The sequence below is a fragment of the Paenibacillus pasadenensis DSM 19293 genome (assembly GCF_000422485.1).
Taxonomy (GTDB): Bacteria; Bacillota; Bacilli; order Paenibacillales; family Paenibacillaceae; genus Paenibacillus_O; species Paenibacillus_O pasadenensis.
Window position 1 is genome coordinate 21,422 of the sequence record NZ_AULW01000016.1, and the last position, 24,820, is coordinate 46,241.

Here is a 24,820-nt window from a genome sequence, read left to right on the forward strand (position 1 = left end):
CCTCGCCTATGCAGGAATAGGACAGGAGGGCGCCATGTATGGGTACGTACTGGTTTTACGATAGCCTGTTGTATATATACGCCCTGAGCCTTCTGTTTTACTTCTCCGACTTCGTGGATTCGAACCGGAGGGCGAAGCGGATGGGCGCAGGGCTGCTTGTGTTCGTCTGGGTGCTGATCACCGGGGTCGTGCTGTACCGGATCTGGGCGCATATGGACATGACGCTGTTTTCCCGGTTTGAATATTGGCTCGGCGTTTCCTGGCTGCTGCTGACGGCCTCGCTCGTCATCAGCCGCTTCTTCCGAATTGAATTCATCGTTTTTCTCGTCAATCTGATCGCTTTCAGCGTGCTCGCGCTCAACCTGTTCAGCGACCCGAGCGCGGAAATTCCGCTCGCCCCGTGGAAGCTCGCCCAGGAGCTGCTCATCCTGCATATCAGCCTCGTGCTCTGCGCGTTCTCGCTGCTGGCGATCTCCGCCGTATTCGCCGGAATGTACCTGTTCCTGCACGGCAGGCTCAAAACCCGGCGCTGGAGCCGCGGCGTGGCGCGGCTGCCGAGCCTGGAGCAGCTGGATCGGTTCTCGTATCGGCTCGTGCTGTTCGGCGTGCCGCTGCTGGCGCTGTCGCTTTCGGTCGCGGTCGTCTCGGTCGTCGTCGAAGGCCGCCTCGGCTATCTGCTCGACTGGAAGGTCGTGAGCTCGTTCGCCGCGCTCGGGCTGTACGCCTATGACCTGTTCCGGTGGGCGGTCAAGCGCAGGCCGGCGCTGCAGAGCGCGCGCTGGAACCTGATCTGCTTCGCGATGCTCGTCCTCAATACGCTCATCAATCCCGCATCCAACTTCCATCGCTGGTCCTGAGCCGGACCGGCCGACCCCGAGGAGGCTCCCTGGGATGACCGCATACCCCGCCATGCTGCGGCTGTCCGGCCGCCGCTGCCTGATCGTCGGCGGCGGCCCGGTCGCTCAAAGAAAAGCCGCCGGACTGCTCGCCGGCGGCGCCGACCGGCTGGAGCTGGTCGGCCTCTCCTTTACGCCCGGCTTGCTGGAGCTGGCCGGTCAGGGGCGGCTTCAGCTCCATGCGCGCGAATATCGCAGCTCGGATCTAGACGGGGCTTTCCTCGTCGTCGCGGCAACGGACGATCCTGCGCTCAACGCGCGAATCGGACGCGAGGCCGAGCGGCAGGGCCGGCTGTTCAACGATGCTTCCGGCTCGTGGCCAAGCAGCTTCGAGACGGCCGCGGCGGTCCGCGACGGAGCGGTTTTGCTCGCGGTGCATGCCGGCGGCGAGGCGCCGGCGCTGGCCGCCGTGCTGCATTCCGAGCTGGAGCGGCGGTACGGCGGCGGGCGTTACGCCGAGGCGGCGCGCCGCATGGGCGAGCTGCGGCGGCGATTGCTGGAGCAGGAGCCGGATGCCGACGTCCGCCGGGAGCGGCTGCGGCGCGAGGCTGTCCGCCTGGCCGCCTGGGCTGCCGGCGAGCACGGGCCTGGCGGCAGTGCCGACGGACGCGAGGAGGCGCCCGGGGCGAAGCGGACGGAGGGCAAGGACGACAGGCAGCAGTCTACATAAGGAGGAACTCCCATGCAGCAACTATCCAGAGAAGCGCGGACGATCGTCGTCGGCACGCGCCAGAGCGCGCTGGCGCTGACCCAGACGGGCCATGTCATCGAGGCGCTCCGCCAGATCAGCGAAGCCCGCGGCTTCGGCTACGAATTCGAGATCCGCAAGATCGTCACCAAAGGCGACCGCATCCTTGACGTCACCTTGTCCAAGGTGGGCGGCAAAGGGCTGTTCGTGAAGGAGATCGAGCAGGCGCTGCTGGACGGAGAGATCGACCTGGCCGTCCACAGCATGAAGGACATGCCGTCCGAATTGCCGGAAGGGCTCATGAACGGAGCGGTGCCAAAGCGCGTCGATCCGCGCGACTGCGTCATTACCCGCGGCGGCGTCCCGCTGTCGGAGCTTCCTCGCGGAGCTGCGATCGGCACGAGCAGCCTGCGCCGCGCGAGCCAGCTCAAGGCGTACCGGCCCGACTTCGAGATCCGCTCGATCCGGGGCAACATCGACTCGCGCATCCGCAAGCTGGAGACCGACGGACTGGATGCGATCGTGCTGGCGACGGCGGGCCTGCTGCGCATGGGCTGGGAAGACCGCATCAGCTCTCCCGTCGATCCCGACATCTGCCTGCCGGCCGTCGGCCAGGGAGCGCTCGGCATCGAGTGCCGCGAGAGCGACGCCGGCGTGCGCGAGCTGCTCGCGCTGCTTGACGATGCCGATACGGCGCTGGCGGTCGCGGCCGAGCGCACGTTCCTCGGCGCGCTGAACGGCGGCTGCCAGATTCCGATCGGCGCCCATGCCGTCATCACGAGCCGTACGGAGCAAGGACCGGAGCTGACGCTGACCGGCATGGTCGGCTCGGCGGACGGCGCGACGATCCTCAAGGAGATCCGCAAGGGCACGGATCCGCAGGCGCTCGGCCTCGAGGTGGCGCAGGCGTTGCGCGACCAGGGCGCGGACCGCATTCTCGCGGAGCTCGGAAGCTGACATGACCGCCAAGGGGATCGTTTATCTGGTGGGCGCCGGGCCGGGAGACCCGAAGCTCATCACCGTGCGGGGGCTGGAGCTGCTCTCGCGCAGCGACGTCGTCGTTTATGACCGGCTGGCCAGCCCGCGCCTGCTGCGCCAGCTGAAGCCCGGCGCCGAGACCATCTATGTCGGCAAGCTGCCGGATCGCCACACGATGAAGCAGGAGGAGATCAACCGCCTGCTCGTCGACCTCGCCCTCCAAGGCAAGACCGTCACCCGGCTCAAGGGCGGCGACCCGACGATTTTCGGCCGCGTCGGCGAGGAGGCGGGGCTGCTCGCCGAGCACGGCATCGAGTTCGAGATCGTGCCGGGCATCACGTCGGCGATCGCAGTCCCTGCGTATGCCGGCATTCCGGTGACGCATCGCGACCACGCGTCCTCGTTTTCCGTCATCACGGGCCACGAGAGCCCCGACAAGCTTGACCAGTCGATCGACTGGGAAAAGGTGACGAACGCCACCGGCACGCTGTTGTTCCTGATGGGCGTGGCCAAGATCGGCTACATCGCCGCGCAGCTGATCAAGCATGGCCGTCCGGACTCGACGCCGGTCGCGCTCGTCCGCTGGGGCACGCGGCCGGAGCAGCGGACGCTGACCGGCACGCTCGGCGACATCGAGGCCAAGGTCGAGGAGGCCGGCTTCAAGCCGCCGGCCGTCATCGTCGTCGGCGAGGTCGTCCGCCAGCGGGAGGCGCTGCAGTGGTACGAGCGCAAGCCGCTGTTCGGCTGCCGCGTGCTCGTCACCCGCGCGCGCGAGCAGGCGAGCGGTCTGTCCGAGCTCATCGAAGAGATGGGCGGGGAGCCGTGCGAGTATCCCGTCATCGAGACGGTGCCGGTCGAAGGAGCGGCTGCGGACGCGGAGCTCGCGGCCGCGCTGGACGCCGCCGCGACGTACGATTGGCTGTTTTTCACGAGCGTCAACGGCGTGGAGCATTTCTTCCGCCGTCTGCGCGGCGCCGGAGGCGACATCCGCCGGTTCCATCGGGCGCGCATCGCCGCCGTCGGGCCTAAGACCAAGTCGGTGCTCGAAGCCCGCGGCCTGCAGGCCGAGGCGCTGCCGATGGAGTTCCAGGCCGAGGGCATGCTGGACCATCTGTCCGGCCTGATCGAGGCCGGGCAGCGCGCTCTGGTCGTGCGCGGAACGCTGGCGCGCGATACGCTGCCGCTCGACCTGGAGCGCCGCGGCTTGCTGACCGATCGGCTTACCGTTTACGATACGGTGCTGCCCGAGCGGCAGGACGAGTACGCGCTCGAATGCCTGCGCGACGGCCGCGTGCAGGCGGTCACGTTCACGAGCTCGTCGACCGTAACCAATCTGCTGACGATGCTGCGCCGCGCCGGCGAGGACGATCCGCTGCGGCTGCTGGCCGGCTGCGAGATCGCCTGCATCGGGCCGGTGACGGCCCGCTCCGCCCGCGAGGCGGGACTTGAGCCGACCGTGCTGCCCGAGGCGGCGACGATCGAGTCGCTCGCAACCGCGCTCGCCGCCAGGATGGCGGAGCGGCGTCTGTCCGCGTCTGCCGGCGATGCGCCGGCCTAAGCGTCTTGCCCGAGCGGCGGCGGCATCCGGCCCCGCCGCTCCTGCGTTTCTTGCTATTTTTTTCGAGTCGAATGACCAGACCGTACGACCGAACGAACGAATTCTAAAGGAGGCCCATCCCGCCATGACCCATCCCATAGTCCGACACCGCCGCCTGCGCCGCACATCCGCGCTGCGCTCGATGGTCCGCGAGACGCTGCTGACGCCAAGCGACTTCATCTATCCGGTGTACGTCGTGCACGGCGAGAACAAGGTGGAGGAGATCTCCTCCATGCCGGGCGTATTCCGCTATTCGCTGGACCGCCTGGAGGCGGAGATCCGCGACATCGCAGCGCACGGCATTCCGTCGATCATGCTGTTCGGCATCCCGGAGAGCAAGGATGAAGCCGGCAGCTCGGCCTACGACGCGAACGGCATCGTGCAGCAAGCGACGCGCCTCATCAAGCAGTGGGCGCCGGAGCTGGTCGTCATGGCCGATACCTGCCTCTGCCAATTCACCGATCACGGACACTGCGGCGTCGTGCATCAGCATCCGCGCACGGGCGAGGTCGAGGTGGACAACGATCCGTCGCTCGAGCTGCTTGTGCGCGCGGCCGTCTCCCAAGCGGAGGCGGGAGCGGACGTGATCGCTCCTTCCAACATGATGGACGGCTTCGTCGGCGCGATCCGAGCCGGCCTCGACGAGGCGGGCCATGCCGACATCCCGATTCTTTCCTACTCGGTCAAGTACGCCTCGGCCTACTACGGACCGTTTCGCGAAGCGGCGAATTCGGCGCCTCAGTACGGCGACCGCAAGGCGTATCAGATGGACCCGGCGAATATCCGCGAGGCGCTGCGCGAGGCGGACACGGACGTGGCGGAAGGCGCGGACATGCTGATGGTCAAGCCGGCGCTCGCCTATCTCGACGTCGTGCGCGCGCTCAAGGAGAACTTCGATCTGCCGCTCGTCGCCTACAACGTCAGCGGCGAGTATGCGATGGTCAAGGCCGCGGCCGCGAACGGCTGGGTCGACGAGCGCAAGATCGTGCTGGAGACGCTGCTCGGCATGAAGCGGGCCGGAGCCGATCTCATCATTACGTACCACGCCAAGGACGCGGCCCGGTGGCTGAAGGAGGAGCAGGCATGACAAGCGGACAAGAACAGGCAGGCGGATTCGGACGGAAGGACGACACGCGCTCGCGCGCGGCATTCGAGGAAGCGAAGCGCTTCATCCCGGGGGGCGTCAACAGCCCCGTGCGCGCGTTCAAGTCGGTCGGGCTGACGCCGGCCTACATGGAGCGCGGCGAAGGCGCGGTCGTCTACGATCTCGACGGCAACAAGTACATCGACTACATCGGCTCCTGGGGGCCGCTCATCCTCGGCCACGCGCATCCCGAGGTGATTGAGGCGATCAAGTCCACGGCGGAGAAAGGCACGAGCTTCGGCGCGCCGACGCTGCTGGAGACGGAGATGGCCAAGCTGGTGTGCGAGCGCGTGCCTTCCTGCGACATCGTGCGCATGGTCAACAGCGGCACCGAGGCGACGATGAGCGCGCTGCGCCTCGCCCGCGGCTATACGGGCCGCAGCAAGATCCTCAAGTTCGAGGGCTCGTACCACGGCCATGCGGACAGCCTGCTCATCAAGGCCGGATCGGGCGTCGCGACGCTCGGCCTGCCGGACAGCCCGGGCGTGCCGGAGTCGACCGCCTCGCATACGATCACCGTTCCCTACAACGACCTCGCGTCCGTCCGTCTCGCCTTCGAGAAGTTCGGCGAGGAGATCGCCTGCGTCATCGTCGAGCCGATCGCCGGCAACATGGGCGTCGTGCCTCCGCTGCCGGGCTTCCTGCAAGGGCTGCGCGACGTGACGAGCGAATACGGCAGCCTGCTCATCTTCGACGAGGTGATGACCGGCTTCCGCGTCCACTACAACTGCGCGCAAGGGCTGTACGGCATCACCCCGGACCTGACCTGCCTCGGCAAAGTCATCGGCGGCGGCCTGCCGGTCGGCGCCTACGGCGGACGCCGCGACCTCATGGAGCGGATGGCTCCGGCGGGGCCGATCTATCAGGCCGGCACGCTGTCGGGCAATCCGCTGGCGATGGCGGCGGGCTTCACGACGCTCAGCCTGCTGACGCCGCAAACCTACGAGCAGCTCGAGCGGCTGTCGCTGCGGCTGCAGGCGGGCTTCGAGGACAACGCCCGCGAGGCCGGCGTGCCGGTGACGATCAACCGCGTCGGCTCGATGGTAGGCCCGTTCTTCAACGAGCGGCATGTCGTCAACTTCGAGACGGCGCAGGCGAGCGACCTCGGCCGCTTCCGCGCCTACTTCGGCTCGATGCTCGAGCTCGGCGTGAGCGTCGCCCCGTCGCCGTTCGAAGGCATGTTCGTCTCCGCGGCGCATACGCCGGAGCTGATCGACCGCACGATCGAAGCGAACCGCGAAGCGCTGCGGCGGCTGTAAGCGATGGATCCGTCCGCGAGGGAGGCTGCGGCGGCCGGTTCGCGGCCTGACGCGCCTGAGGCGCCGAAGGCGAGTCCGCAGAGCTCCGCGCTGCTGCTGGACGCGGCGGAGCGGAGCGGCGAATGGCTGCGCGTGCCGCTCGGGCCGGGAGCGGAGCAGGCGAGGCTGAAGGCAGGCTCGCATCCCCATGAGGCGAGGCTGCGCTTGTTGGAGCTGAACCTGTTTCCGGCGAAATGGCTCGGGCTGCTGCTGTCCACCGGCGGCATCCGCTGGAGCGGGGCGGCCGGCGCACGAAGCGAGGCGAGGAGCGGCAGCGGCGGGCCGGAAGGCGGGCTAGGCGCTGCTGAGGGCGGCTTGCCGGCGCTGGAGCTGCGGGCGTTCCCGGCGGCGGATGTCCTGGCTTCGCCGGAGCAGCGCGCGGCTCGAGAGCGGCTGGCCGGCTGGGGCGGCCGCTACCCGGACAGCTGGCCGCAGCCGCTGTACGAGGATGACTGGTGCCTCGTCCTGGACAAGCGGGCCGGCCTGCCGGTGCACGGCAGCGGCGCCGCGCCGTCCGCATCGCCCCGAGTGAGCGACGGACGGACGCAGAGCCGCTTCCGCGGCGCGGAGCGGACCGGGAAACAAGGCGGTCCGGCGTCCGGATTCGAGGAAAGCGTCGGCTCGCCTGCTACGCTCGACGAGGCGGCGCTCTGCCGCTGCTTGAGCCTGGGCGACCCGCTGCCGGTCCGCCATGTCCACCGTCTCGACGACGACACATCCGGTCCAGTGCTCTACGCCAAAAACGATCTCGCCCAGCAGACGCTCGACGCCGCCATGCGCGAAAAAGCGATCCGCCGCGTCTATTGGGCGATCGTCCGCGGAGTCCCGCGCCGCCGCGAGGGCGTCGTCGACGCTCCGATCGGCCGCGACCGCCATCACGGCGCGCGCCGCCGCGTCTCGCCGACCGGCGACCATGCGCTTACCCGATACCGGGTGCTGGAGGCGTTCGGCGGCGAGGCGTCGCTGCTCGAGCTGGAGCTGGAGACCGGCCGTACGCATCAAATTCGGGTGCATATGAGCCATATCGGGCATCCGCTGCTCGGCGATGTCCTGTACGGCGGGGCTTCGCCGCTGCTGGGCCGCCAGGCGCTGCATGGCCGGCGGCTCGAGTTCCGGCATCCGTGGAGCGGACGCGAGCTGGCCGTCGACGATCCGCTGCCGGCGGATCTGGAGGCGCTGCTGGAGCGGCTGCGGCGGACAGCCGGGCGCTGAGCCGGCGGCGCGCCTGTCTTTTCGGCGCGAATCGCGCATCCAGCCGCCGAGCGGGCCGAAACAGGCGCGCGTCCGGTCAAAGTAGTCATGCTCCCGACTCCCTGCCCATATAGATGGTAAGGAGCAAATCGCATGCCCAAGCACCATCATGGGGAAGGGAGGCTTTAGCGTGAGCGAACAATCGCAAGGACTGCGCTTCGACGTCTACGAGCGGGTGCATCTGCCCGAAGAGGTCGCGGCCATCGAGGAGCTGGAGGAAATCGAGCTCGTCCCCCGCATCCAAGTCATCCAGCAGGGGGAGCAGGCCATTCTGAGGGGAAGGCTGCTGCTGAACGGCGTGTATCGGAGCGCGGACCGCTCCGGGGCCGCGCAGACGATGGAGCATCAGATTCCGGTCGAGATTACGCTGCCGATGAACCGGATCGAGAGCCTGGAGGACATTTCGGTCGAGATCGACAACTTCGATGTCGATCTGCTGTCCTCGCGGACGCTGAACATCACCGGCGTGCTGTCTTTGAGCGGCATCCGCGTCGAGGCGGCGGCAGACGACGGCGCGCAGTGGCAGGAGGAGCCTTATACGGTCGTGCATCGCGCGCCGGCTTCGGCCCAGGCGACCGGCGATATTTCGCCGGGCCGCTATCTGGAGCTGGAGGAGGAGGGGCAGGAGGCTTCGTTCGAAGAGGACGAGACGGCGGCCGTCGCGGAGTACCGGGACGATGGACGTCGAGAAGCCGCGTCGGTCGCGCAAAGCCGGGAAGAGGCGGCTTTCCGCTCCTATGAGCGGGAGGAGGACCAATGCCCTCCGGAGGCGGCGGATTCCGCGCAGCCTGCAGCCCACTCGTCCGCTTACTCGGGCTTCGAGCAGCCGTCCGCGGCCGGGCCGGATTCGTCCGGGCAGACGTCAGGCTGGACGCAGCTCGGCGCCTGGAGGCAGGAGCCGGAGCCGTCCGGCGGCAGCGAGGCGGAGGAGGACGCCTCCTTCTCGTTCGCGCCGCCGCAGGCGGAATTTCCGCCGCCGGCCGCGGCGCCCCGCTCGGCCTCGTCCGACGAGGCGGAGGCCGACCGCAGCGGCGCCTTCAGCTCCCTGCGGTCCATCGCCTCGGGCGAGAGGACGGCCGAGCCGGCGGAGGAAGCGGAGCCGGCTGCCGTGCTGTACGGCCGGCCGCAAGCCGAGCCGGCCGCCGATACGGCGGAGCCGCCGGTGCGGGAAGCGGCCTCGCCGCCGGAAGCCGCCTCTGCGCCGGAAGCCGCGGCTTCCGCCTCCGCCTTTGGCGAAGCCGACGTTCAAGCGGCCGAAGCCGAGCCGGAGCGCCAGGAGCTGCGAGTCGCCTTCGGCGCGAAGCGCAGCGCCGCGGCCGCCCCGGACAGCGGCGAGGAAGGGCTGACGTCGCTCATCGGCTCGAGCCGGCGCGAGCGCGAGCAGCGCCAAGCGTCGGAGCGCAGCCGCCAGCAGGAGGCTCCGGCGGCTCCGCCTTCGGAGGAGGTCGAGTGGCAGTCGCTGTTCCTCAGCCGCACGGTGGAGGAGCAGCCGTTCCGCAAGGTGCGGATCTGCATCGTGCAGCGCGAGGAGACGCTCGACACGATCGCCGACCGCTACCAGCTGCAGGCGCGGGAGATCGCGCTCCACAACCGCCTCGCCGATCAGGGCGTGGCCGAAGGGCAAGTGCTCTACATTCCTTGACGGCCTCGCCCGAGCTGCGCCGGCCCTCGCCGCAACGGCTCCGGGCCGACCGCTCCGGCGTCCGCCGTCCCAGGCCGCTGCCCATCCGATGCGCTTCCCGCTCCGGCAGGAAGCGCCTTTTTCATTTTGGGCGGAAGCCTAGGCGAGTTGACTATGCCTCTCAACAACGGTAAACTGGAAGGGATATTCAAAGCATCATTCCATTCAACGACGAGGATGGGGAAGAGTGCGCCGTGCGCCTACAGAGAGCAGACCGCAGCTGGTGGAAGGTCTGCAGGCCGCAGAAGCGTGACAGGTCGCCCCGGAGTCGCGGACCGCATTCTGCCAGCATGCCCTCAGGGCCGCTGCAGGAGCAGCTCCGCCGGCCGCAGCCGTTATCCTGCTCCAAGTGCCGTCCATGGACTCGAGGTCCCGGGCGGAATGAAGGTGGTACCGCGGAAGCTGAAGTCTTTCGTCCTTTGCGTTCAAGGGGCGGAAGGCTTTTTTTGTCGGTCAGCCGCCTTTTTTTAAACTCCATCAACCAAACGAGGGTGAACTTGCCAATGTCAGAGCAGCAGCATACAACCGAAATGCCGACGACCTACGATCCCCGCAGCGCCGAGCAGAACAGCACCGAGCTATGGAGCAAGGGCGGCTTCTTCAAGGCCGGCCGCGTGCCGGAAGCGAAGCCGTACACGATCGTCATCCCGCCGCCGAACGTCACGGGCATGCTCCATATCGGCCATGCGCTCGACTTCACGCTGCAGGACATCATGATTCGCACGAAGCGGATGCAGGGCTTCGACGCCCTTTGGCTGCCGGGCACCGACCATGCCGGCATCGCCACGCAGACGCGCGTGGAGCAGAAGCTCCGCGAGAGCGGCAAGACGCGCCACGACCTCGGCCGCGAGAAGTTCCTGGAGCAAGTGTGGGAATGGAAGGACACCTATGCCGGCACGATCCGCAGCCAGTGGGGCAAGATGGGCTTGTCGCTCGACTACTCCCGCGAGCGCTTCACGCTCGACGAGGGGCTGTCCAAGGCCGTGCGCGAGGTGTTCGTCCGCCTCTATGAAAAAGGGCTGATCTACCGCGGCGCGAAGATCATCAACTGGGACCCGGCCGCCCGCACGGCGCTGTCGGACATCGAGGTCGAGTACAAGGAAGTGCAGGGGAGCCTGTACCACCTGCAGTACCCGCTCGAGGACGGCAGCGGCCATGTGACTGTGGCGACGACCCGTCCGGAGACGATGCTCGGCGACACCGCCGTCGCCGTCCACCCGGAGGACGAGCGCTACCGGGCTCTCGTCGGCAAAAATCTCGTGCTGCCGGTCATCGGCCGCCTCATCCCGATCGTCGCCGACGAGTACGTCGAGAAGGACTTCGGCTCCGGCGCCGTCAAGATCACCCCGGCCCATGACCCGAACGACTTCGAGGTCGGCCAGCGCCATGACCTGCCGCAGATCATCGTCATGGACGAGAGCGGCGTCATGAACGCCGAAGCCGGTCCTTACCAGGGACTCGACCGCGCGGAGGCGCGCAAGAAGCTTGTCGCCGACCTGAAGGAATCCGGCGTGCTCGTCCGCATCGAGGACCACGTGCATCAGGTAGGCCACAGCGAGCGCAGCGGCGCCGTCGTCGAGCCGTACCTGTCCACGCAGTGGTTCGTGGCGATGAAGCCGCTGGCCGACCGCGCGATCGAGGCGCAGAAGTCGGGCGCCGGCGTGAACTTCGTGCCGGAGCGCTTCGAGAAGACGTACCTCAATTGGATCGAGAACGTGCGCGACTGGTGCATCTCCCGCCAGCTCTGGTGGGGCCACCGCATCCCGGCCTGGTACTGCGACGCCTGCGGCACGATCCATGTCTCCGCGGACGACATCGGCTCCTGCCCGGACTGCGGCGGCGAGCTGCGCCAGGACAACGACGTGCTCGACACGTGGTTCAGCTCCGCGCTGTGGCCGTTCTCGACGCTCGGCTGGCCGGACGAGGAGAGCGCCGACTTCAAGCGGTACTACCCGAACGACCTGCTCGTGACGGGCTACGACATCATCTACTTCTGGGTGGCGCGCATGATCTTCACCGCCCTCGAGTTCACGGACCGGATTCCGTTCAAGGACGTGCTCATGCACGGCCTCGTGCGCGACGCCGACGGCAAGAAGATGTCCAAGTCGCTCGGCAACGGCGTCGACCCGCTCGACATCATCGAGCAGTACGGCGCGGACGCGATGCGCTTCATGCTGTCGACCGGCAGCACGCCGGGACAGGACCTGCGCTTCCGCATCGAGAAGGTCGAGCAGGCGCGCAACTTCGCCAACAAGATCTGGAACGCCTCGCGCTTTGCGCTCATGAACCTGGAGGGCTTCCGCTACGAGGACATCGACCTCGGCGGCAAGCTCGGCACGGCCGACCGCTGGATCCTGCACCGCCTGAACGAGACGGCGCGCGACGTGACGCGCCTCATCGACGCCTACGACTTCGGCGAGACGGGACGGCTGCTGTACAACTTCATCTGGGACGATCTGTGCGACTGGTACATCGAGGTATCCAAGCTCAGCCTGTACGGCACCGACGCCGAGGCCAAAAAGGCGACGCAATCCGTGCTCGCCTACGTGCTCGACCGCACCCAGCGCCTGATCCACCCGTTCATGCCGTTCATCTCCGAGGAGATCTGGCAGCATCTGCCTCATGAGGGCGAGAGCATTTCGATCGCCGCCTGGCCGCAGTACGACGCCGCCTTCGAGGCGCCGGACGCCGTGCGCGAGATGGAGCTGCTCATGAGCGCGATCCGCGCCGTGCGCAACATCCGCGCCGAGGTGAACGTGCCGATGAGCAAGAAGATCGAGCTGCAGATCAAGCCGAGCTCGGATGCCGAGCTCGCGATCCTGCAGGCCAACGAGGAGCTGCTGCGCCGCTTCGCGGGCACGTCGTCGCTGACGATCGACGCCGCCCTGTCCGCGCCGGACAAGGCGATGACGGCGGTCGTGACGGGCGCCGAGCTGATTCTGCCGCTCGCCGGCCTGATCGACATCGAGCAGGAGATCGCGCGCCTGCGCAAGGAAGCCGCCACGCTGCGCTCCGAGGTGGAGCGCGTCGACAAGAAGCTGTCCAACGAAGGCTTCGTCGCCAAGGCTCCGGCCAAGGTCATCGACGAGGAGAAGGCCAAGCGGACAGACTACCAGGCCAAGCTCGACAAGGTATTGGCCCGGATCGAGGAGCTGCAGGGCTGATGGACAACGAACAGCGGCAGTTCGCCGGGATGGCGTCGTACGAGGAAGCGCGCGAATGGATCGAGGGGCTCGTCAGCTTCGGCGTCCGCCCGGGCCTCGACCGGATGCGGATCATGATGGAGCGGCTCGGCCATCCGGAGCGCCGCCTTCGCTTCATCCATGTCGCGGGCACGAACGGCAAGGGCTCCGTCTGCGCGTACTTGACGGAGGTGCTCGTGCGCGGCGGCTATGACACGGGGACGTACACATCCCCTTATATCACGAAGTTCACCAACCGGTTCCGCTACAACGGCCAGGACATCGAGGAGGAGACGCTGCTGCGGCTCGCCAACGAGCTGCGGCCGCTCGTCGAGGAGATCGCCGAGACCGAGCACGGCTCTCCGACGATGTTCGAGGTGTCCACGGCGCTGGCGATCCTCTACTTCGCCCGCGTCACGTATCCGGACTATGTCGTCTGGGAAACGGGCCTCGGCGGCCGGCTCGACGTGACGAACATCGTCACGCCGGTGATCTCGATCATCACCAACGTCGGCCACGACCATATGGACGTGCTTGGCGACACGATAACGGACATCGCCCGCGAGAAGGCGGGCATCATCAAGCCGGGCGTGCCGGTCGTCAGCACGGTCGAGAACGAGGAGGCGCTCGCGGTCATCCGCGAGGCGGCCCGCTCGTCCAAGTCGACGCTGTATCAGCTCGGCGAGCAGTTCGAGGAGACGGCGATCGAGGCGACGGAGTCGGGACAGAGCTTCGGCTTCAAAGGGCCGTTCCGGTCGATGTCCCGGCTGGAGCTGACGCTCGCCGGCGCGCATCAGCGCAAAAACGCCGCCGCTGCCGTCATGGCGCTGGAGGTGCTGCGCCAGTACAACGCGCTGCTCGTCGACGACGAGCAGCTGCTGGAGGGACTGCGCTCGGCGCAGTGGCCGGGCCGGCTCGAGATGGTGCGCCGGGAGCCGCGGCTGCTGCTCGACGGCGCGCACAATCCGGAGGGCGCCGAGTCGCTCGCGGCCGCGCTGCGGGAGCTGCACGGAGGCGAGCGCATCCATGTCATGATCGGAATGCTCGGCAACAAGAATCACCGCGGAGTGCTTCGGCATATACTCCCTATAGCGGACACACTTGTCGTTACGCAGCCCGCTTTCCGCAAGGCGCTGCCGGCCGAGGAGCTGGCGGAAGTCGCGCGGGAGCAGGCCCGCGAGATGGGCGTCTCGCCCGAGATCGTCGCCGAGCCCCGGTGGCCGGACGCGCTGGAGCGGCTGGAGCGCGCCGCCGCCGGCGGCGGCCTGCCCGTCGTCACCGGCACGCTCTATCTCATTGCCGATGTCCGCGCCTTCGTGCTCGGACTGCCGGATTCTGAAAAAGGTTGGTGACCGTCATGACGACGACAGCAGAACACGTTCATTTTATCGGGATAGGCGGATACGGCATGAGCGCGATCGCGCGCGTCATGCTGGAAATGGGCTATAAAGTGACGGGCTCGGACGTCGCGCGGGCGGAGCTGACCGAAAAGCTGGCCAAAAAAGGCGCGGAAATCCATATCGGGCATGACGCGAGCCATGTGCGCGGCGCCGATCTCGTCGTCTACAGCACGGCGCTGTCCAAGGACAACGTCGAGCGCAGGGCGGCCGAGGAGCTGAAAATTCCGGTGCTGCACCGCAGCCAGATGCTCGCCCGCCTCATGAACGCAGGCAAGGGCATCGCCGTCGCGGGCGCGCACGGCAAGACGACTACCTCGTCGATGATCGCGCTCGTCATGGAAAGCTGCGGCGCCGATCCGACCTACATCATCGGCGGCGAGATCGTCAATGTCGGCACGAACGCCAAGGCCGGCAAGGGCGAATACGTCGTGGCGGAGGCGGACGAGAGCGACGGCTCCTTCCTGCACTACCATCCGGCGATCGCCGTCGTCACCAATATCGAGCCCGACCATCTCGAAAACTATGACGGCGACTTCGAGAACCTGAAGTCGGCCTACGTGCAGTTCTTCTCGCAGGTCAAGGAGGACGGGCGCGCCGTCGTCTGCATCGACGACCCGATCGTGCGCGAGCTGCTGCCGCGGGCGGCGGGCGCGCTGCCGGCGGAGCGCATCGTCACGTACGGCATCGACAGCGCCGACGCCGAGTACAGCGCCTCGAGCCTCGTGCTCGGCGACCGCAAGGTGACGTTCACGCTGTCGCGGCGCGGCCAGGAGCTCGGCGTCGTGCAGCTGTCCGTGCCGGGCCGCCACAACGTGTACAACGCGGTCGCGACGCTCATCACATGCATGGAGGCGGGCGTGCCGTTCGGAGCGGCCGCCGCAGCGATCAAGGACTTCATCGGCGCCAAGCGCCGCTTCCAGGTGCTCGGCGAGGTGAACGACATCCTTGTCATCGACGACTACGCGCATCATCCGACGGAGATCCAGGCGACGATCAGCGCCGCCAAGGCGACCGGCAAGCGCATCGTCGCGGTGTTCCAGCCACAGCGCTACACGCGCACGTTTTTCCTGCTGGAGCCGTTCAGCCGCGCGTTCGCCGAGGCGGACGAGGTCATCATCACCGACATCTACTCGCCGGCCGGCGAGAAGGAGATCGAAGGCGTCAACTCGCGCCGCCTCGTGGAGCTGATCGTCAAGAACAGCAACGCGAATACCTTCTACCTGCCGACCAAGGAAGAGGTGCAGGCCGAGCTGGCTACGCGCCTCGCCCCGGGCGACCTCGTGCTGACGATGGGAGCCGGCGACATCTGGAAGGCCGGCGACGCGCTCGTCGGGCTGCTGCGCCAGCGGTTCGAGCCGGCGGGCGAATAAGGGCTTTGCGGGATGGAAGCATCCTGCCATAGGCAAGAGACGAAGCGGAGGGCGGATGCCCTCCGCTTTTTGTCGCGTCCGCGGCGGGCGCGGACCGAGTACCGGGTCAGAAGCGCGGCGGGCTCTCCGCGCCTTTCGCTTGCTCTCTTTCTATCGGTCATAATCGAGCCGCTAGTCTCATAGAGTAGAGCAGAGTCCACCACAGGGAGGAGAAAAACGATCATGACGAAGGTTCGAGTCACGTATCGTCCGGATGGCAGCGGCAGGCTCGTGCAGGAGGGACGCGCGGCGTCCGGCCTGCCGCGCTCCGGCAGCGAGCCGCGCTCCGGCCTCCGCTCCGCCGTCAGCATGGACGCTGCGGCGGGGATGGGGGAGAGGGCCGAGCTGGCGTTCGCGGAGTCGTATTCGCCTTGGATCAGTCCGTTTCAGGACAAGCCGATCTGGGAGACGGCTCCGGACCTGCTGCGGGCGGGACAAGCCGAGGGCGATGCCGCCGAAGAGCCGGCTTGGTCGGCTTGGCCGGGCGAGCCGCCGGAGCCGGGCTTCGAGGCAGCGCCGTCTTCCGCCGCGCCGGGAACAGCCGATCCGGAATCGGATCATCCGGCATGGTCCGGGAACAGCGGCCGCAGCCAGGCAGGCAAGGCGGATCGGGTCGAGCCGGACGGTGCGGAAGAGCCGGAAGATTCGGAAGAGCCGGGCGAATGGCCTTGGGCCGCCGCGCCGGCTTCCGGCGGCCGGGCCGTTCAGAGCGGAGCCGCCGCCTATGAGGTCGGCTACGACGAGCCGGAGGCGTGGCCGGCCGGGCCGATCGTCGAGCCGGACGCCGCGCGTCCGGCGCGCGCGGGGGGGATCGGCGCCCGGATGAAGCGCGCCTCCGGGACGGGAGGCGGAGCGGGACCGTCCTGGCTGGCGGTGCTGCTGTCCATCGGCGGAGCGATCGCGACGGGAGCCGTGCTCGGCTACATGACGCTGACGCTGTTCGCCGGGCAAGGCCTGCTGCCGGCGCGGGAAGGACAAGCGGCCGATGCGTCCGCTGCCGCCGAGGGAGGGCTGGCTGAGCCGGCGGCTTCCTCTGCTCCGGCCTCTGCGCCGGCGGCGGAGGCCGCGCAGGGAGCGGCGAAGGTACAAGTCGTGGCTGCCGGGTGGCCGGAGCGGACCTACCAGCTGCTTCAGTACGGCGTGTTTTCTTCCAAGGGAAGCGCCGAAGCGGCCGCCGCGGAATTGAAAAAAGCCGGCTTGGCCGCGGCGCTGCGCCACGACGGCGATTATCGCGTCTACGCGGGCGTCGCTTCGAGCCGCGGACAGGCGGAGAAGCTGGCCGCCGGCATGACGGGCACCGAGGTGTATCTCAAGGAGATGAAGCTGCCGAGCGTGTCGGAGCTGGCCTTCGCGGGCACGGCCGAGCAGCTGAAAGCTTATGACGAGGGCGCGGCGGACTTGATCGGCGACTTGGCCGGGCAGACGTCGGCGCTGCTGGCGGGAGACGCCGCGGGCATGGACGCCGCGAGCCGCGCCGCCTGGGCCGAGCGGCTGGACGGCTGGCTGAAGGATGCCGCAGCCGCCGAGCCGGCTTGGTCCGGCAAGGCGGCGCAGGAGGCGGCGGGAGCGCTGGCCGACGCGCTGCGGCAAGCCGGCGCGAAGCTGACGGCGTACGGCGAATCGCCGCAAGCGGAGCGCCTTTGGGCGGTGCAGGCGGAGCTGACGGCTGCCGCGCTGGCCCAGCTGCAGCTTCGGGAAGCCGCGGTCGCGGGCTGAGGTCCGTTGCTCCTTCGGTCCGCTTCCCTTATAATGGGACGAGAATTCGGACCGGGAGAGGGCGCGGACGCGATGAAGAAAAACGGATGGACGCTGCTGTTGTTCGGCGCGCTCGGCCTGCTCGCCGGGGCGCTTGCCGACCGGTGGCTCAAGCAAGTTCCGGCGCTGGCGCAGCTGACGCGCTCCGCCGAGCTGAACTGGAGGCCCGCCGCCGACCTCGGCGTGCTCCGCTACGAGCTTGATCTGACGCTCAATTTCAGCGTCGTCAGCCTCGCCTGCCTCGTGCTGGCGTTTCTGCTCTACCGCAAGCTGTAGCGGGCGCTCGACTAGCCAAGATGGAGGAGTTCAGACGTATGAATGAAGACAACCTGCCGCAGCGGCTCGTGCTCGCCTCGTCCTCGCCGCGGAGGCGGGAGCTGGCGGCCGCGCTGCGGCTGCCGATTCCGCTCGAGGTGCTGGCGACGGATGCGGACGAGTCGGTCGCGCCGGAGCTGCGGCCTCATGAGATCGTCGCGGAGCTGGCTCTGCGCAAGGCTAAGGCCGCCGCGCTCAGGATCGAGGAGGCCTCTGGAGCGGAGGGCGGCCGCGCGCTCGTGCTTGGCGGCGACACGATCGTCGTGCTGGACGGCGAGGTGCTCGGCAAGCCGGCCGACGCCGAGGATGCGCGCCGCACGCTGCGCCGGCTGAGCGGCCGCGTCCATGAGGTGTACAGCGGCGTCGCGCTGCTGGCGGCAGGCGAACCCGTCGCGGGCGGCTCGGCGACGCTGCCGCCGGCCTTTCCGCCGGCCGGAGCGGACCCGTCGCAAGCGTCCGGCGCCGTCTGGGGCGATCGGCAGCGGCTCGGCGACATCGGCGCTTACCGCGTGGCGGCGCCAGGCGGGACGGCTTTCGCGGCCTGCGGCTATACGCGCAGCGCCGTCCGCTTCCGCGAGCTCGACGACGCGCAGATCGCCGCCTACGTGGCGACCGGCGATCCGCTCGACAAGGCGGGCAGCTACGGCATCCAAGGGCTCGGCAGCGTGCTGGTCGAGCAGATCGAAGGCGATTTTTACAGCATCATGGGCTTGCCGCTGAATCTGCTTTACGAGCTGCTGCGGCGATTCGGACTTGATCCGCTGCGAAGCTGAAGCCAAGCTTTTTTCGTCCACCTCCGTCCGGGGGTGGACTTTTTTGATGCTTCGCTCGTCAAGGAAGAGATGAAGATCGAAATTCCTCGAAAAGAGGAGGAGATAATGCCGGAAATCAATGGTAAACTAGAGGAAACCTAGCGCAAAGGCGGTCGTCGAACGATGTCGGATTCCGTTTCTCTCAAACAATGGCCGGAGGAGGAGCGTCCGCGGGAGCGGATGCTGCAGCATGGAGCGGAAGCGCTCAGCCATGCTGAGCTGCTCGCCATCCTGCTGCGGACAGGCTCCTCCAGCGAGACGGCGGTGCATCTGGCTGCCCGCATCCTGCAGCAGTCCGGCAGCTTGCGCGGGCTCGTGGACATGGGCCACGGCGATCTGACCCGCATCAAGGGCATCGGTCCGGCCAAGGCGCTGCAGATCCGCGCGGGCATCGAGCTCGGACGCCGGCTGGCGCGCAGCCGCCGCGAGGAGACGGTCGCCGTGCGCCGTCCCGAGGACGCCGCCGACTATTTGATGGAAGACCTTCGCTATCTCCAGGTGGAGCATTTCGTCTGCCTGTTCCTGAATACGAAAAACCACATCGTCGCCCGCGAGACGCTGTCCGTCGGCACTCTCAACGCCTCGCTCGTGCATCCGCGCGAGGTGTTCCGAGCGGCGATCCGTCACGGCAGCGCCTCGCTCATCTGCGCCCACAACCATCCGAGCGGCGATCCGACGCCGAGCGCGGAGGACCGGGCGCTGACGGCGCGCCTGCAGGAGGCCGGACAGCTGGTCGGCATCGAGGTGCTGGATCATATTGTCATCGGCGATGGACGCTTTATCAGTTTGAAGGAACGAGGCCTCATGTAATATAATGAATAGGATTGCCGCATTTTAGAAGGGAGTAGTACGATGTTCGGAGTTTCAAAAGATTTGGGGATTGACCTCGGCACAGCCAATACGCTGGTCTATGTAAGAGGAAAAGGAATCGCCGTCAGGGAGCCGTCCGTGGTCGCCCTTCGTACCGATACAAAAACGATTGAAGCCGTCGGCGAGCACGCCAAGAAGATGATCGGCCGCACGCCGGGCAACATCCGCGCCATCCGTCCGATGAAGGACGGCGTCATTGCCGACTTCGAGACGACGGCTACGATGATCAAATACTTCATCCGCCAGGCGCAGAAGCAGCGCTCGCTGTTCCCGCGCCATCCCAACGTGATGGTATGCGTCCCTTCCGGCATCACGTCGGTCGAAAAGCGCGCCGTCGAGGACGCGACGCGCCAGGCCGGCGCGCGCGACGCCTATACGATCGAGGAGCCTTTCGCCGCTGCGATCGGCGCTGACCTGCCCGTATGGGAGCCGACCGGCAGCATGGTCGTCGACATCGGCGGCGGCACGACCGAGGTGGCGGTCATCTCGCTCGGCGGCATCGTCACGAGCCGTTCCGTCCGCATCGCGGGCGATGAGATGGACGAGGCGATCATCCAGTACATCAAGCGCCTGTACAACCTGATGATCGGCGAGCGCACGTCCGAGCAGCTCAAGATGGAGATCGGATCGGCGATGCCGCTGGAGCAGCCGGTGACGATGGAGATCCGCGGCCGCGATCTCGTGACGGGCCTGCCCAAGACGCTGTCGATCACGTCCGAGGAGATTACCGAGGCGCTCGCCGATACCGTATCGGCGATCGTCGACGCGGTCAAGATTACGCTGGAGAAGTGCCCGCCGGAGCTGTCCGCGGACATCATGGACCGCGGCATCGTGCTGACCGGAGGCGGAGCCCTGCTGCGCAACCTGGACAAGCTGCTCTCGCGGGAGACCGGCATGCCGGTCATCGTCGCGGAGAACCCGCTGGACTGCGTCGCGATCGGGACGGGCCGCGCGCTGGAGAACATTCATCTTTTCAAGAACAAAGGCGGCTCGCGGTCGAAGAGGTAAGGCGCGAGCGGAGCTGAATAAGACGGGCGGGTGGACCCATGTTTAAGCATTTGCGGAACAGGCGGCTCTTCGTCCTCATGGTCAGCTTCATTCTCTTCATCGCGGTCATCGGCTTCTCCATCAGCTCCAAGGCGGGGCTGACGACGCCGGAGAAGTTCCTGCGCGATACGACCGGATACGTGCAGCAATGGTTCTACAAGCCCGCTGGCTACATAGCGGGCTTGTTCCAGGCTGTCGGCGATCTGCGCAAGGTGTACGAAGAGAATGACCGGCTGCGCATGACGGCAGCGGCCTACGCGCGCGACAAGGTGGAGTACAACGCGATCCGGCAGGAGAACGAGCGCCTGCAGGAAAAGCTCAAGTTCACCGAGGAGCAGAAGAAGATCTACGATTACAACTATCTGATCGCCCAGGTCGTGGCGGTGAGCCCGGACGCCTACAACCGGACGCTGACGATCAACCTCGGCGCCCGCGAGGGCATCCGCGAGCGGATGGCCGTCATTTCCGAAAAGGGCATGATCGGCTACGTAAGCAAGGTGTCGGAGTTGACGTCGACCGTCATGCCGATCACGAGCCTCAACTCGGAGGAGTCCGGCATCTCGGCGACCGTGCTCGGCAAGCAGAATCAGTCGTTCGGCATCCTGTCCGGCTATAATTCGGAGTCGCAGCGGATCCTCATGACCAAGATCGCCGCGGACGATCCGATCAAGAAGGACGACATCGTCATCACCTCGGGGCTCGGCAACGTGTTCCCGCGGGGGATGGTCATCGGCACGGTCGAGAGCATCCAGGACAGCGACATCGGCCTGACGCGCATCGCGAGCATCAAGCTGTCGGCGGACTTCGACCATCTGAGCGAAGTGTTTGTCGTGCAGACATCGGGGACTGCCGAATGAAGATGCAGAGCATGGTGCTGCTGACCTTCCTCGCATTCCTCGTGCAGACGAGCCTGTTTCCGTGGCTCGTGCCGTCTGCCTTTTCCGATCGGCTGCTGCCGCATTTCACGTTTGTCCTTATCCTATATGCCGCGCTTTATCGCAGCCGCCATGCGGCGCTTCTGCTCGGCGCGGGCTTCGGCCTGCTGCAGGATATCGTGTTCCGCGGCCATCTGCTGGGGCTGCATGCCTATGCGATGGGGCTGATCGCCTACTTGATCGGCCTGCTGCTCGGAGGACGCCGGCTCACGATGCTGTCGGCGCTGGCGGTCGTCGCGATCGGCTCGCTGCTGTACGATATCGCGGTCTATTACGTCTACGACGTATTCCGCTTTACGGCGGAGCCGCTCGCCTGGGCGCTGCAGCATCATATTTTCCCGAGCCTGTTCCTGCAGCTGGCATTCGCGCTCGCCGTCTACATCCCGATCCGACGGGCATTCGAAGGCAATCCGCGCGCCAAGCCGACGGCTTCCGCTTGACTGGCCGAGCAGGAATCGGCCGGCTTCGGGACGAATGATATCGTCAAGGAGGGACCGACGTGACCGACAAACCGCATATTACGATTAAAGGAGTCAAGGACGGTCTCATCTTCCTCTTTGACGATAGTTGCGATTTCGCCGAGCTCATGGACGAGCTTCGGTTCAAGCTCGAAAAATCCCACCAGCAGCTCCTGTCGGGGCCGCTGGTTCACGTTCATGTGAAGCTCGGCTCGCGGCCGGCTTCCGAGGAAGACAAGGAGCAGATCCGCAGCGTCATCCGCCAGCGGGGCAATCTGCTCGTCCAGACGATCGAATCGGAGGCGCCCCGGCCGGACCCGGCAGGCGCCTCGGAGGCGTTCAAGCTGATGACCGGCACGATCCGCTCCGGCCAGACGGTCGAGCATGACGGCAGCCTGCTGCTGCTCGGCGATCTCAATCCCGGGGGAGCGCTCCGCTGCACCGGCGACATCTACGTGCTGGGCGCGCTGCGCGGGATGGCCCATGCGGGGACGGAAGGACGGACCGACGTCATCATCGCCGCCTCGCAGCTGCGTCCGACGCAGCTGCGGATTTCCGACGTCATCAGCCGGCCGCCGGAGGAGTGGATGAGCGCCGACGCCTCGATGGAGTACGCCTATCTGGAGGACGGGCGGATGCAGATCGACAAGATGAACCAGCTCGTGCGCATGCGCAAGGAGCCGATGCTGTTCAAAGGGGTGTAGAGCATGGGAGAAGCAATCGTCATCACATCAGGCAAAGGCGGCGTCGGCAAGACGACGACCTCCGCCAATCTGGGCACCGCCCTGGCTCTGCTGGGCAAAAAGGTCGCGATGGTCGACACGGATATCGGGCTGCGCAATCTCGATGTCGTCATGGGGCTGGAGAACCGCATCATCTATGACCTGGTCGACGTGGCGGAAGGAAGGGTGCGGCTACAGCAGGCGCTCGTGAAGGACAAGCGCTTCGACGACCTGAGCATGCTGCCCGCCGCCCAGACGAAGGACAAGTCGGCCGTGACGCCGGAGCAGGTGCGGGACATCGTGCTGGAGCTCAAGAAGGAATACGATTATGTCATCATCGACTGCCCGGCGGGCATCGAGCAGGGCTTCCGCAACGCGATCGCCGGAGCCGATCGCGCGATCGTCGTGACGACGCCCGAAAATGCCGCCGTACGCGACGCCGACCGCGTCATCGGGCTGCTGGAGCAGTCCCAGGTGCCGGCCAAGCTGGTCATCAACCGCATCAAGCATGCGATGGTGAAAAGCGGCGACATGCTCGACATCGACGACATCTGCCAGGTGCTGGCGATCGATCTGCTCGGCGTCGTCCCGGATGACGAGCGCGTCATCAAGGCCGCCAACTCCGGCGAGCCGACGGTCATGGACCCGACGAGCAAGGCGGCGATCGCCTATCGCAACATCGCGCGCCGCATCCTCGGCGACATGGTGCCGCTCATGCCGCTCGACGACAAGCCCGGACGCTTCCGCAAGCTGCGCAAGTTTTTAGGGATTGGATGATTTGAAGTGATCAACAAGCTCAAAAAAATGGACGTCGGCATCCTCACGCTGCTCGTCTGCTTCATGGCGATCAGCGCGATCCTGCTCTACAGCGTCGGGAACGCGGACGCGAACTTTGCCAGCCATTACAAAAAGACGCTGGTGTTTTATGCTCTTGGCTTCATCGTCCTTTTCGTAACGACGCTGGTCGACTATCGGCTCGTCCTCAAGGCATGGCCGGTCATCTACGGGGTCGGCGTCATCCTGCTCGTCGCCGTCAAGTTCGCCGGAGCGAAGCTCAACGGCGCCTCCGGCTGGTTCACGATCGGCGAGCTGAGCTTCCAGCCGGCCGAGGCGGGCAAGATCGTGCTCATCATCGCCGTCGCCTACCTGATGGGGCGCAGGCAAGGGGAGAAGCTGCAGGTCATGCGCGACCTGATGCCGATCGCGGCCGTGGCCGGACTGCCTTTCCTGCTCGTCGTCATCCAGCCGGATCTCGGCAACGCCATCATCTACCTCGTCATCCTGCTCGGCATGCTCTGGATCGGCAACGTCAAGTACACGCATGTGCTGCTCGGGCTGGCCGTCGTCGTCGGCACGCTGACGCTGTTCGTGACGCTGTTCACGACCTACAACGACCAGATCAAGGAGTACGCCAAGAAGCATGACGTCACGCACTGGTACGAGCGGATCAACACGTTCGTCGATCCCGACAACGCCGACCCGGACGCCAAGTACCAGTCCCGCAACGCCCGCATCGCCGTCGGCAGCGGCGGCCTGACCGGCGATGGCTTCCTTCAGGGCGACTCCAAGAAGCGCGGCGTCGTGCCGTATACGTACTCCGACTCGATCTTTGTCGTCGTCGGCGAGGAGTTCGGCTTCCAGGGCTCGGCGGTGCTGCTGCTGCTGTATTTCCTGCTCATCTACCGGATGATCATGATCGCCTTCCAATGCTATGATTTGCGAGGGGCGTTCATCATCATCGGCATCGCCTCGATGTACGTGTTCCAGGTGTTCCAGAACGTCGGGATGATGATCGGCATCATGCCGATCACCGGCATCACGCTGCCGTTCGTCAGCTATGGCGGCACGTCGCTGCTGCTCAACATGCTGTGCGTGGGGCTGGTGTTCAGCATCCGCGCGCATCAGGAGCGGTACCAGCTGGAGAACTGACGGAGGCGGGCTGGAGAGAGAATTTTCCATTATGAGGCGGACGGACGGTATACAGAAGATCGTTTTCGGGTATAATAGACGTATCTGAGGGATACGCAACCAATAGCGAGACAACAAGGAAGAGAGCGCCCGCCAGCGCTCTCCCCTGTACAGCCTCACTATAGGCGGAACCCTCCCTATTGCTCTAACATGAGAGTAACCCGTCAGGCGGTCAACCTGTGGCGGGTTACTTTCGTTTGTCGATGTAGGTCAGGAGAGCCAGCAGAAAGCTGCCGAAGGCAAACATGGCCATGATCGCTTGGAAAGTTTCCATAGCATCCCTCCTTTCCGGAGGGAGCCGCCACAAGTTGAGCTGTACTGGACAATTATACCAGCTGGCCAAGCCCCCGCATAGGGGGCTTTTTCATGCTTGCCGCAGCCGGCGGCTCCGTCTCCCGCATACTCGGATAAGCC

Annotated in this window: 22 protein-coding genes; 21 read left to right on the forward strand and 1 reads right to left on the reverse strand. The window is 66.5% G+C overall.

From position 1 onward, the window contains the following. The first annotated feature begins 38 nt into the window (after window positions 1-38). The 21 genes from ccsA to H582_RS0104085 all read left to right on the forward strand — a co-directional run bounded on the left by ccsA (window position 39) and on the right by H582_RS0104085 (window position 24,367). A complete protein-coding gene (gene ccsA, locus H582_RS0103985) occupies window positions 39-857 on the forward strand; it encodes a cytochrome c biogenesis protein CcsA (protein ID WP_028597489.1) in 819 nt (272 codons plus the stop codon). A 34-nt stretch (window positions 858-891) separates the two neighbouring features. Further along, complete coding sequence (locus H582_RS25865; RefSeq protein ID WP_052332942.1) at window positions 892-1,566, forward strand: precorrin-2 dehydrogenase/sirohydrochlorin ferrochelatase family protein; 675 nt, start codon at window positions 892-894, stop codon at window positions 1,564-1,566. Between the two features lie 12 nt (window positions 1,567-1,578). Beyond that, complete coding sequence (gene hemC, locus H582_RS0103995; protein WP_028597490.1) at window positions 1,579-2,541, forward strand: hydroxymethylbilane synthase; 963 nt, start codon at window positions 1,579-1,581, stop codon at window positions 2,539-2,541. Between the two features lies 1 nt (window position 2,542). Then, complete coding sequence (gene cobA, locus H582_RS25870) at window positions 2,543-4,120, forward strand: uroporphyrinogen-III C-methyltransferase (protein ID WP_043110894.1); 1,578 nt, start codon at window positions 2,543-2,545, stop codon at window positions 4,118-4,120. A 124-nt stretch (window positions 4,121-4,244) separates the two neighbouring features. Then, window positions 4,245-5,246, forward strand: a complete 1,002-nt coding sequence (hemB, locus tag H582_RS0104005; protein ID WP_028597491.1) for a porphobilinogen synthase — start codon at window positions 4,245-4,247, stop codon at window positions 5,244-5,246. Next, complete coding sequence (gene hemL, locus H582_RS0104010) at window positions 5,243-6,562, forward strand: glutamate-1-semialdehyde 2,1-aminomutase (RefSeq protein WP_028597492.1); 1,320 nt, start codon at window positions 5,243-5,245, stop codon at window positions 6,560-6,562. Before hemB ends, hemL begins: the two co-directional genes overlap by 4 nt. Before the next feature lie 3 nt (window positions 6,563-6,565). Then, window positions 6,566-7,813, forward strand: coding sequence for an RluA family pseudouridine synthase (locus tag H582_RS25875; RefSeq protein WP_052332943.1), 1,248 nt, complete (start codon window positions 6,566-6,568; stop codon window positions 7,811-7,813). Between the two features lie 169 nt (window positions 7,814-7,982). Next, entirely contained in the window at window positions 7,983-9,494 is a 1,512-nt protein-coding gene (locus tag H582_RS0104020; RefSeq protein ID WP_028597493.1) for a LysM peptidoglycan-binding domain-containing protein, read from the forward strand. Window positions 9,495-10,036: 542 nt separating this feature from the next. Beyond that, complete coding sequence (locus H582_RS0104025) at window positions 10,037-12,697, forward strand: valine--tRNA ligase (protein ID WP_028597494.1); 2,661 nt, start codon at window positions 10,037-10,039, stop codon at window positions 12,695-12,697. Further along, window positions 12,697-14,067, forward strand: a complete 1,371-nt coding sequence (locus tag H582_RS0104030) for a bifunctional folylpolyglutamate synthase/dihydrofolate synthase (protein WP_028597495.1) — start codon at window positions 12,697-12,699, stop codon at window positions 14,065-14,067. The genes H582_RS0104025 and H582_RS0104030 overlap by 1 nt, the downstream gene beginning before the upstream one ends. Before the next feature lie 5 nt (window positions 14,068-14,072). Beyond that, entirely contained in the window at window positions 14,073-15,485 is a 1,413-nt protein-coding gene (murC, locus tag H582_RS0104035; protein ID WP_028597496.1) for a UDP-N-acetylmuramate--L-alanine ligase, read from the forward strand. Between the two features lie 222 nt (window positions 15,486-15,707). Further along, window positions 15,708-17,240: an SPOR domain-containing protein gene (locus H582_RS0104040; protein ID WP_028597497.1), complete on the forward strand. Its 1,533-nt coding sequence runs from the start codon at window positions 15,708-15,710 to the stop codon at window positions 17,238-17,240. 72 nt (window positions 17,241-17,312) lie between these two features. Next, on the forward strand, window positions 17,313-17,555 hold the full coding sequence (locus H582_RS0104045) for a DUF4321 domain-containing protein (protein WP_028597498.1): 243 nt from the start codon (window positions 17,313-17,315) through the stop codon (window positions 17,553-17,555). A 38-nt stretch (window positions 17,556-17,593) separates the two neighbouring features. After that, on the forward strand, window positions 17,594-18,367 hold the full coding sequence (locus H582_RS0104050; protein ID WP_028597499.1) for a Maf family protein: 774 nt from the start codon (window positions 17,594-17,596) through the stop codon (window positions 18,365-18,367). Window positions 18,368-18,529: 162 nt separating this feature from the next. Beyond that, entirely contained in the window at window positions 18,530-19,216 is a 687-nt protein-coding gene (gene radC / locus H582_RS0104055; protein WP_028597500.1) for a RadC family protein, read from the forward strand. 42 nt (window positions 19,217-19,258) lie between these two features. Next, complete coding sequence (locus tag H582_RS0104060) at window positions 19,259-20,284, forward strand: rod shape-determining protein (RefSeq protein WP_028597501.1); 1,026 nt, start codon at window positions 19,259-19,261, stop codon at window positions 20,282-20,284. A 38-nt stretch (window positions 20,285-20,322) separates the two neighbouring features. After that, entirely contained in the window at window positions 20,323-21,180 is an 858-nt protein-coding gene (gene mreC / locus H582_RS0104065) for a rod shape-determining protein MreC (RefSeq protein ID WP_028597502.1), read from the forward strand. Then, on the forward strand, window positions 21,177-21,698 hold the full coding sequence (gene mreD / locus H582_RS0104070; protein ID WP_043110895.1) for a rod shape-determining protein MreD: 522 nt from the start codon (window positions 21,177-21,179) through the stop codon (window positions 21,696-21,698). The genes mreC and mreD overlap by 4 nt, the downstream gene beginning before the upstream one ends. Before the next feature lie 59 nt (window positions 21,699-21,757). Then, window positions 21,758-22,420 carry a septum site-determining protein MinC gene (locus H582_RS0104075; protein ID WP_028597504.1) on the forward strand — a complete coding sequence of 221 codons (663 nt, stop codon included), beginning with the start codon at window positions 21,758-21,760 and terminating at the stop codon, window positions 22,418-22,420. Window positions 22,421-22,423: 3 nt separating this feature from the next. After that, complete coding sequence (minD, locus tag H582_RS0104080) at window positions 22,424-23,215, forward strand: septum site-determining protein MinD (protein ID WP_028597505.1); 792 nt, start codon at window positions 22,424-22,426, stop codon at window positions 23,213-23,215. Window positions 23,216-23,221: 6 nt separating this feature from the next. Then, window positions 23,222-24,367, forward strand: a complete 1,146-nt coding sequence (locus H582_RS0104085; protein WP_028597506.1) for an FtsW/RodA/SpoVE family cell cycle protein — start codon at window positions 23,222-23,224, stop codon at window positions 24,365-24,367. Between the two features lie 226 nt (window positions 24,368-24,593). Here the strand turns inward: H582_RS0104085 and H582_RS32705 are convergent, their stop codons facing one another. After that, on the reverse strand, window positions 24,594-24,680 hold the full coding sequence (locus H582_RS32705; protein ID WP_219623315.1) for a putative holin-like toxin: 87 nt from the start codon (window positions 24,678-24,680) through the stop codon (window positions 24,594-24,596). Between the last annotated feature and the right edge of the window lie 140 nt (window positions 24,681-24,820).

Bases quoted from the DNA above. Each gene is read 5' to 3' on its own strand.
- ccsA (WP_028597489.1), top strand. From the start codon at position 39: ATGGGTACGTACTGGTTTTACGATAGCCTGTTGTATATATACGCCCTG.
- H582_RS25865 (WP_052332942.1), top strand. From the start codon at position 892: ATGACCGCATACCCCGCCATGCTGCGGCTGTCCGGCCGCCGCTGCCTG.
- hemC (WP_028597490.1), top strand. From the start codon at position 1,579: ATGCAGCAACTATCCAGAGAAGCGCGGACGATCGTCGTCGGCACGCGC.
- cobA (WP_043110894.1), top strand. From the start codon at position 2,543: ATGACCGCCAAGGGGATCGTTTATCTGGTGGGCGCCGGGCCGGGAGAC.
- hemB (WP_028597491.1), top strand. From the start codon at position 4,245: ATGACCCATCCCATAGTCCGACACCGCCGCCTGCGCCGCACATCCGCG.
- hemL (WP_028597492.1), top strand. From the start codon at position 5,243: ATGACAAGCGGACAAGAACAGGCAGGCGGATTCGGACGGAAGGACGAC.
- H582_RS25875 (WP_052332943.1), top strand. From the start codon at position 6,566: ATGGATCCGTCCGCGAGGGAGGCTGCGGCGGCCGGTTCGCGGCCTGAC.
- H582_RS0104025 (WP_028597494.1), top strand. From the start codon at position 10,037: ATGTCAGAGCAGCAGCATACAACCGAAATGCCGACGACCTACGATCCC.
- H582_RS0104030 (WP_028597495.1), top strand. From the start codon at position 12,697: ATGGACAACGAACAGCGGCAGTTCGCCGGGATGGCGTCGTACGAGGAA.
- murC (WP_028597496.1), top strand. From the start codon at position 14,073: ATGACGACGACAGCAGAACACGTTCATTTTATCGGGATAGGCGGATAC.
- H582_RS0104040 (WP_028597497.1), top strand. From the start codon at position 15,708: ATGACGAAGGTTCGAGTCACGTATCGTCCGGATGGCAGCGGCAGGCTC.
- H582_RS0104045 (WP_028597498.1), top strand. From the start codon at position 17,313: ATGAAGAAAAACGGATGGACGCTGCTGTTGTTCGGCGCGCTCGGCCTG.
- H582_RS0104050 (WP_028597499.1), top strand. From the start codon at position 17,594: ATGAATGAAGACAACCTGCCGCAGCGGCTCGTGCTCGCCTCGTCCTCG.
- radC (WP_028597500.1), top strand. From the start codon at position 18,530: ATGTCGGATTCCGTTTCTCTCAAACAATGGCCGGAGGAGGAGCGTCCG.
- H582_RS0104060 (WP_028597501.1), top strand. From the start codon at position 19,259: ATGTTCGGAGTTTCAAAAGATTTGGGGATTGACCTCGGCACAGCCAAT.
- mreC (WP_028597502.1), top strand. From the start codon at position 20,323: ATGTTTAAGCATTTGCGGAACAGGCGGCTCTTCGTCCTCATGGTCAGC.
- mreD (WP_043110895.1), top strand. From the start codon at position 21,177: ATGAAGATGCAGAGCATGGTGCTGCTGACCTTCCTCGCATTCCTCGTG.
- minD (WP_028597505.1), top strand. From the start codon at position 22,424: ATGGGAGAAGCAATCGTCATCACATCAGGCAAAGGCGGCGTCGGCAAG.
- H582_RS32705 (WP_219623315.1), bottom strand. From the start codon at position 24,680: ATGGAAACTTTCCAAGCGATCATGGCCATGTTTGCCTTCGGCAGCTTT.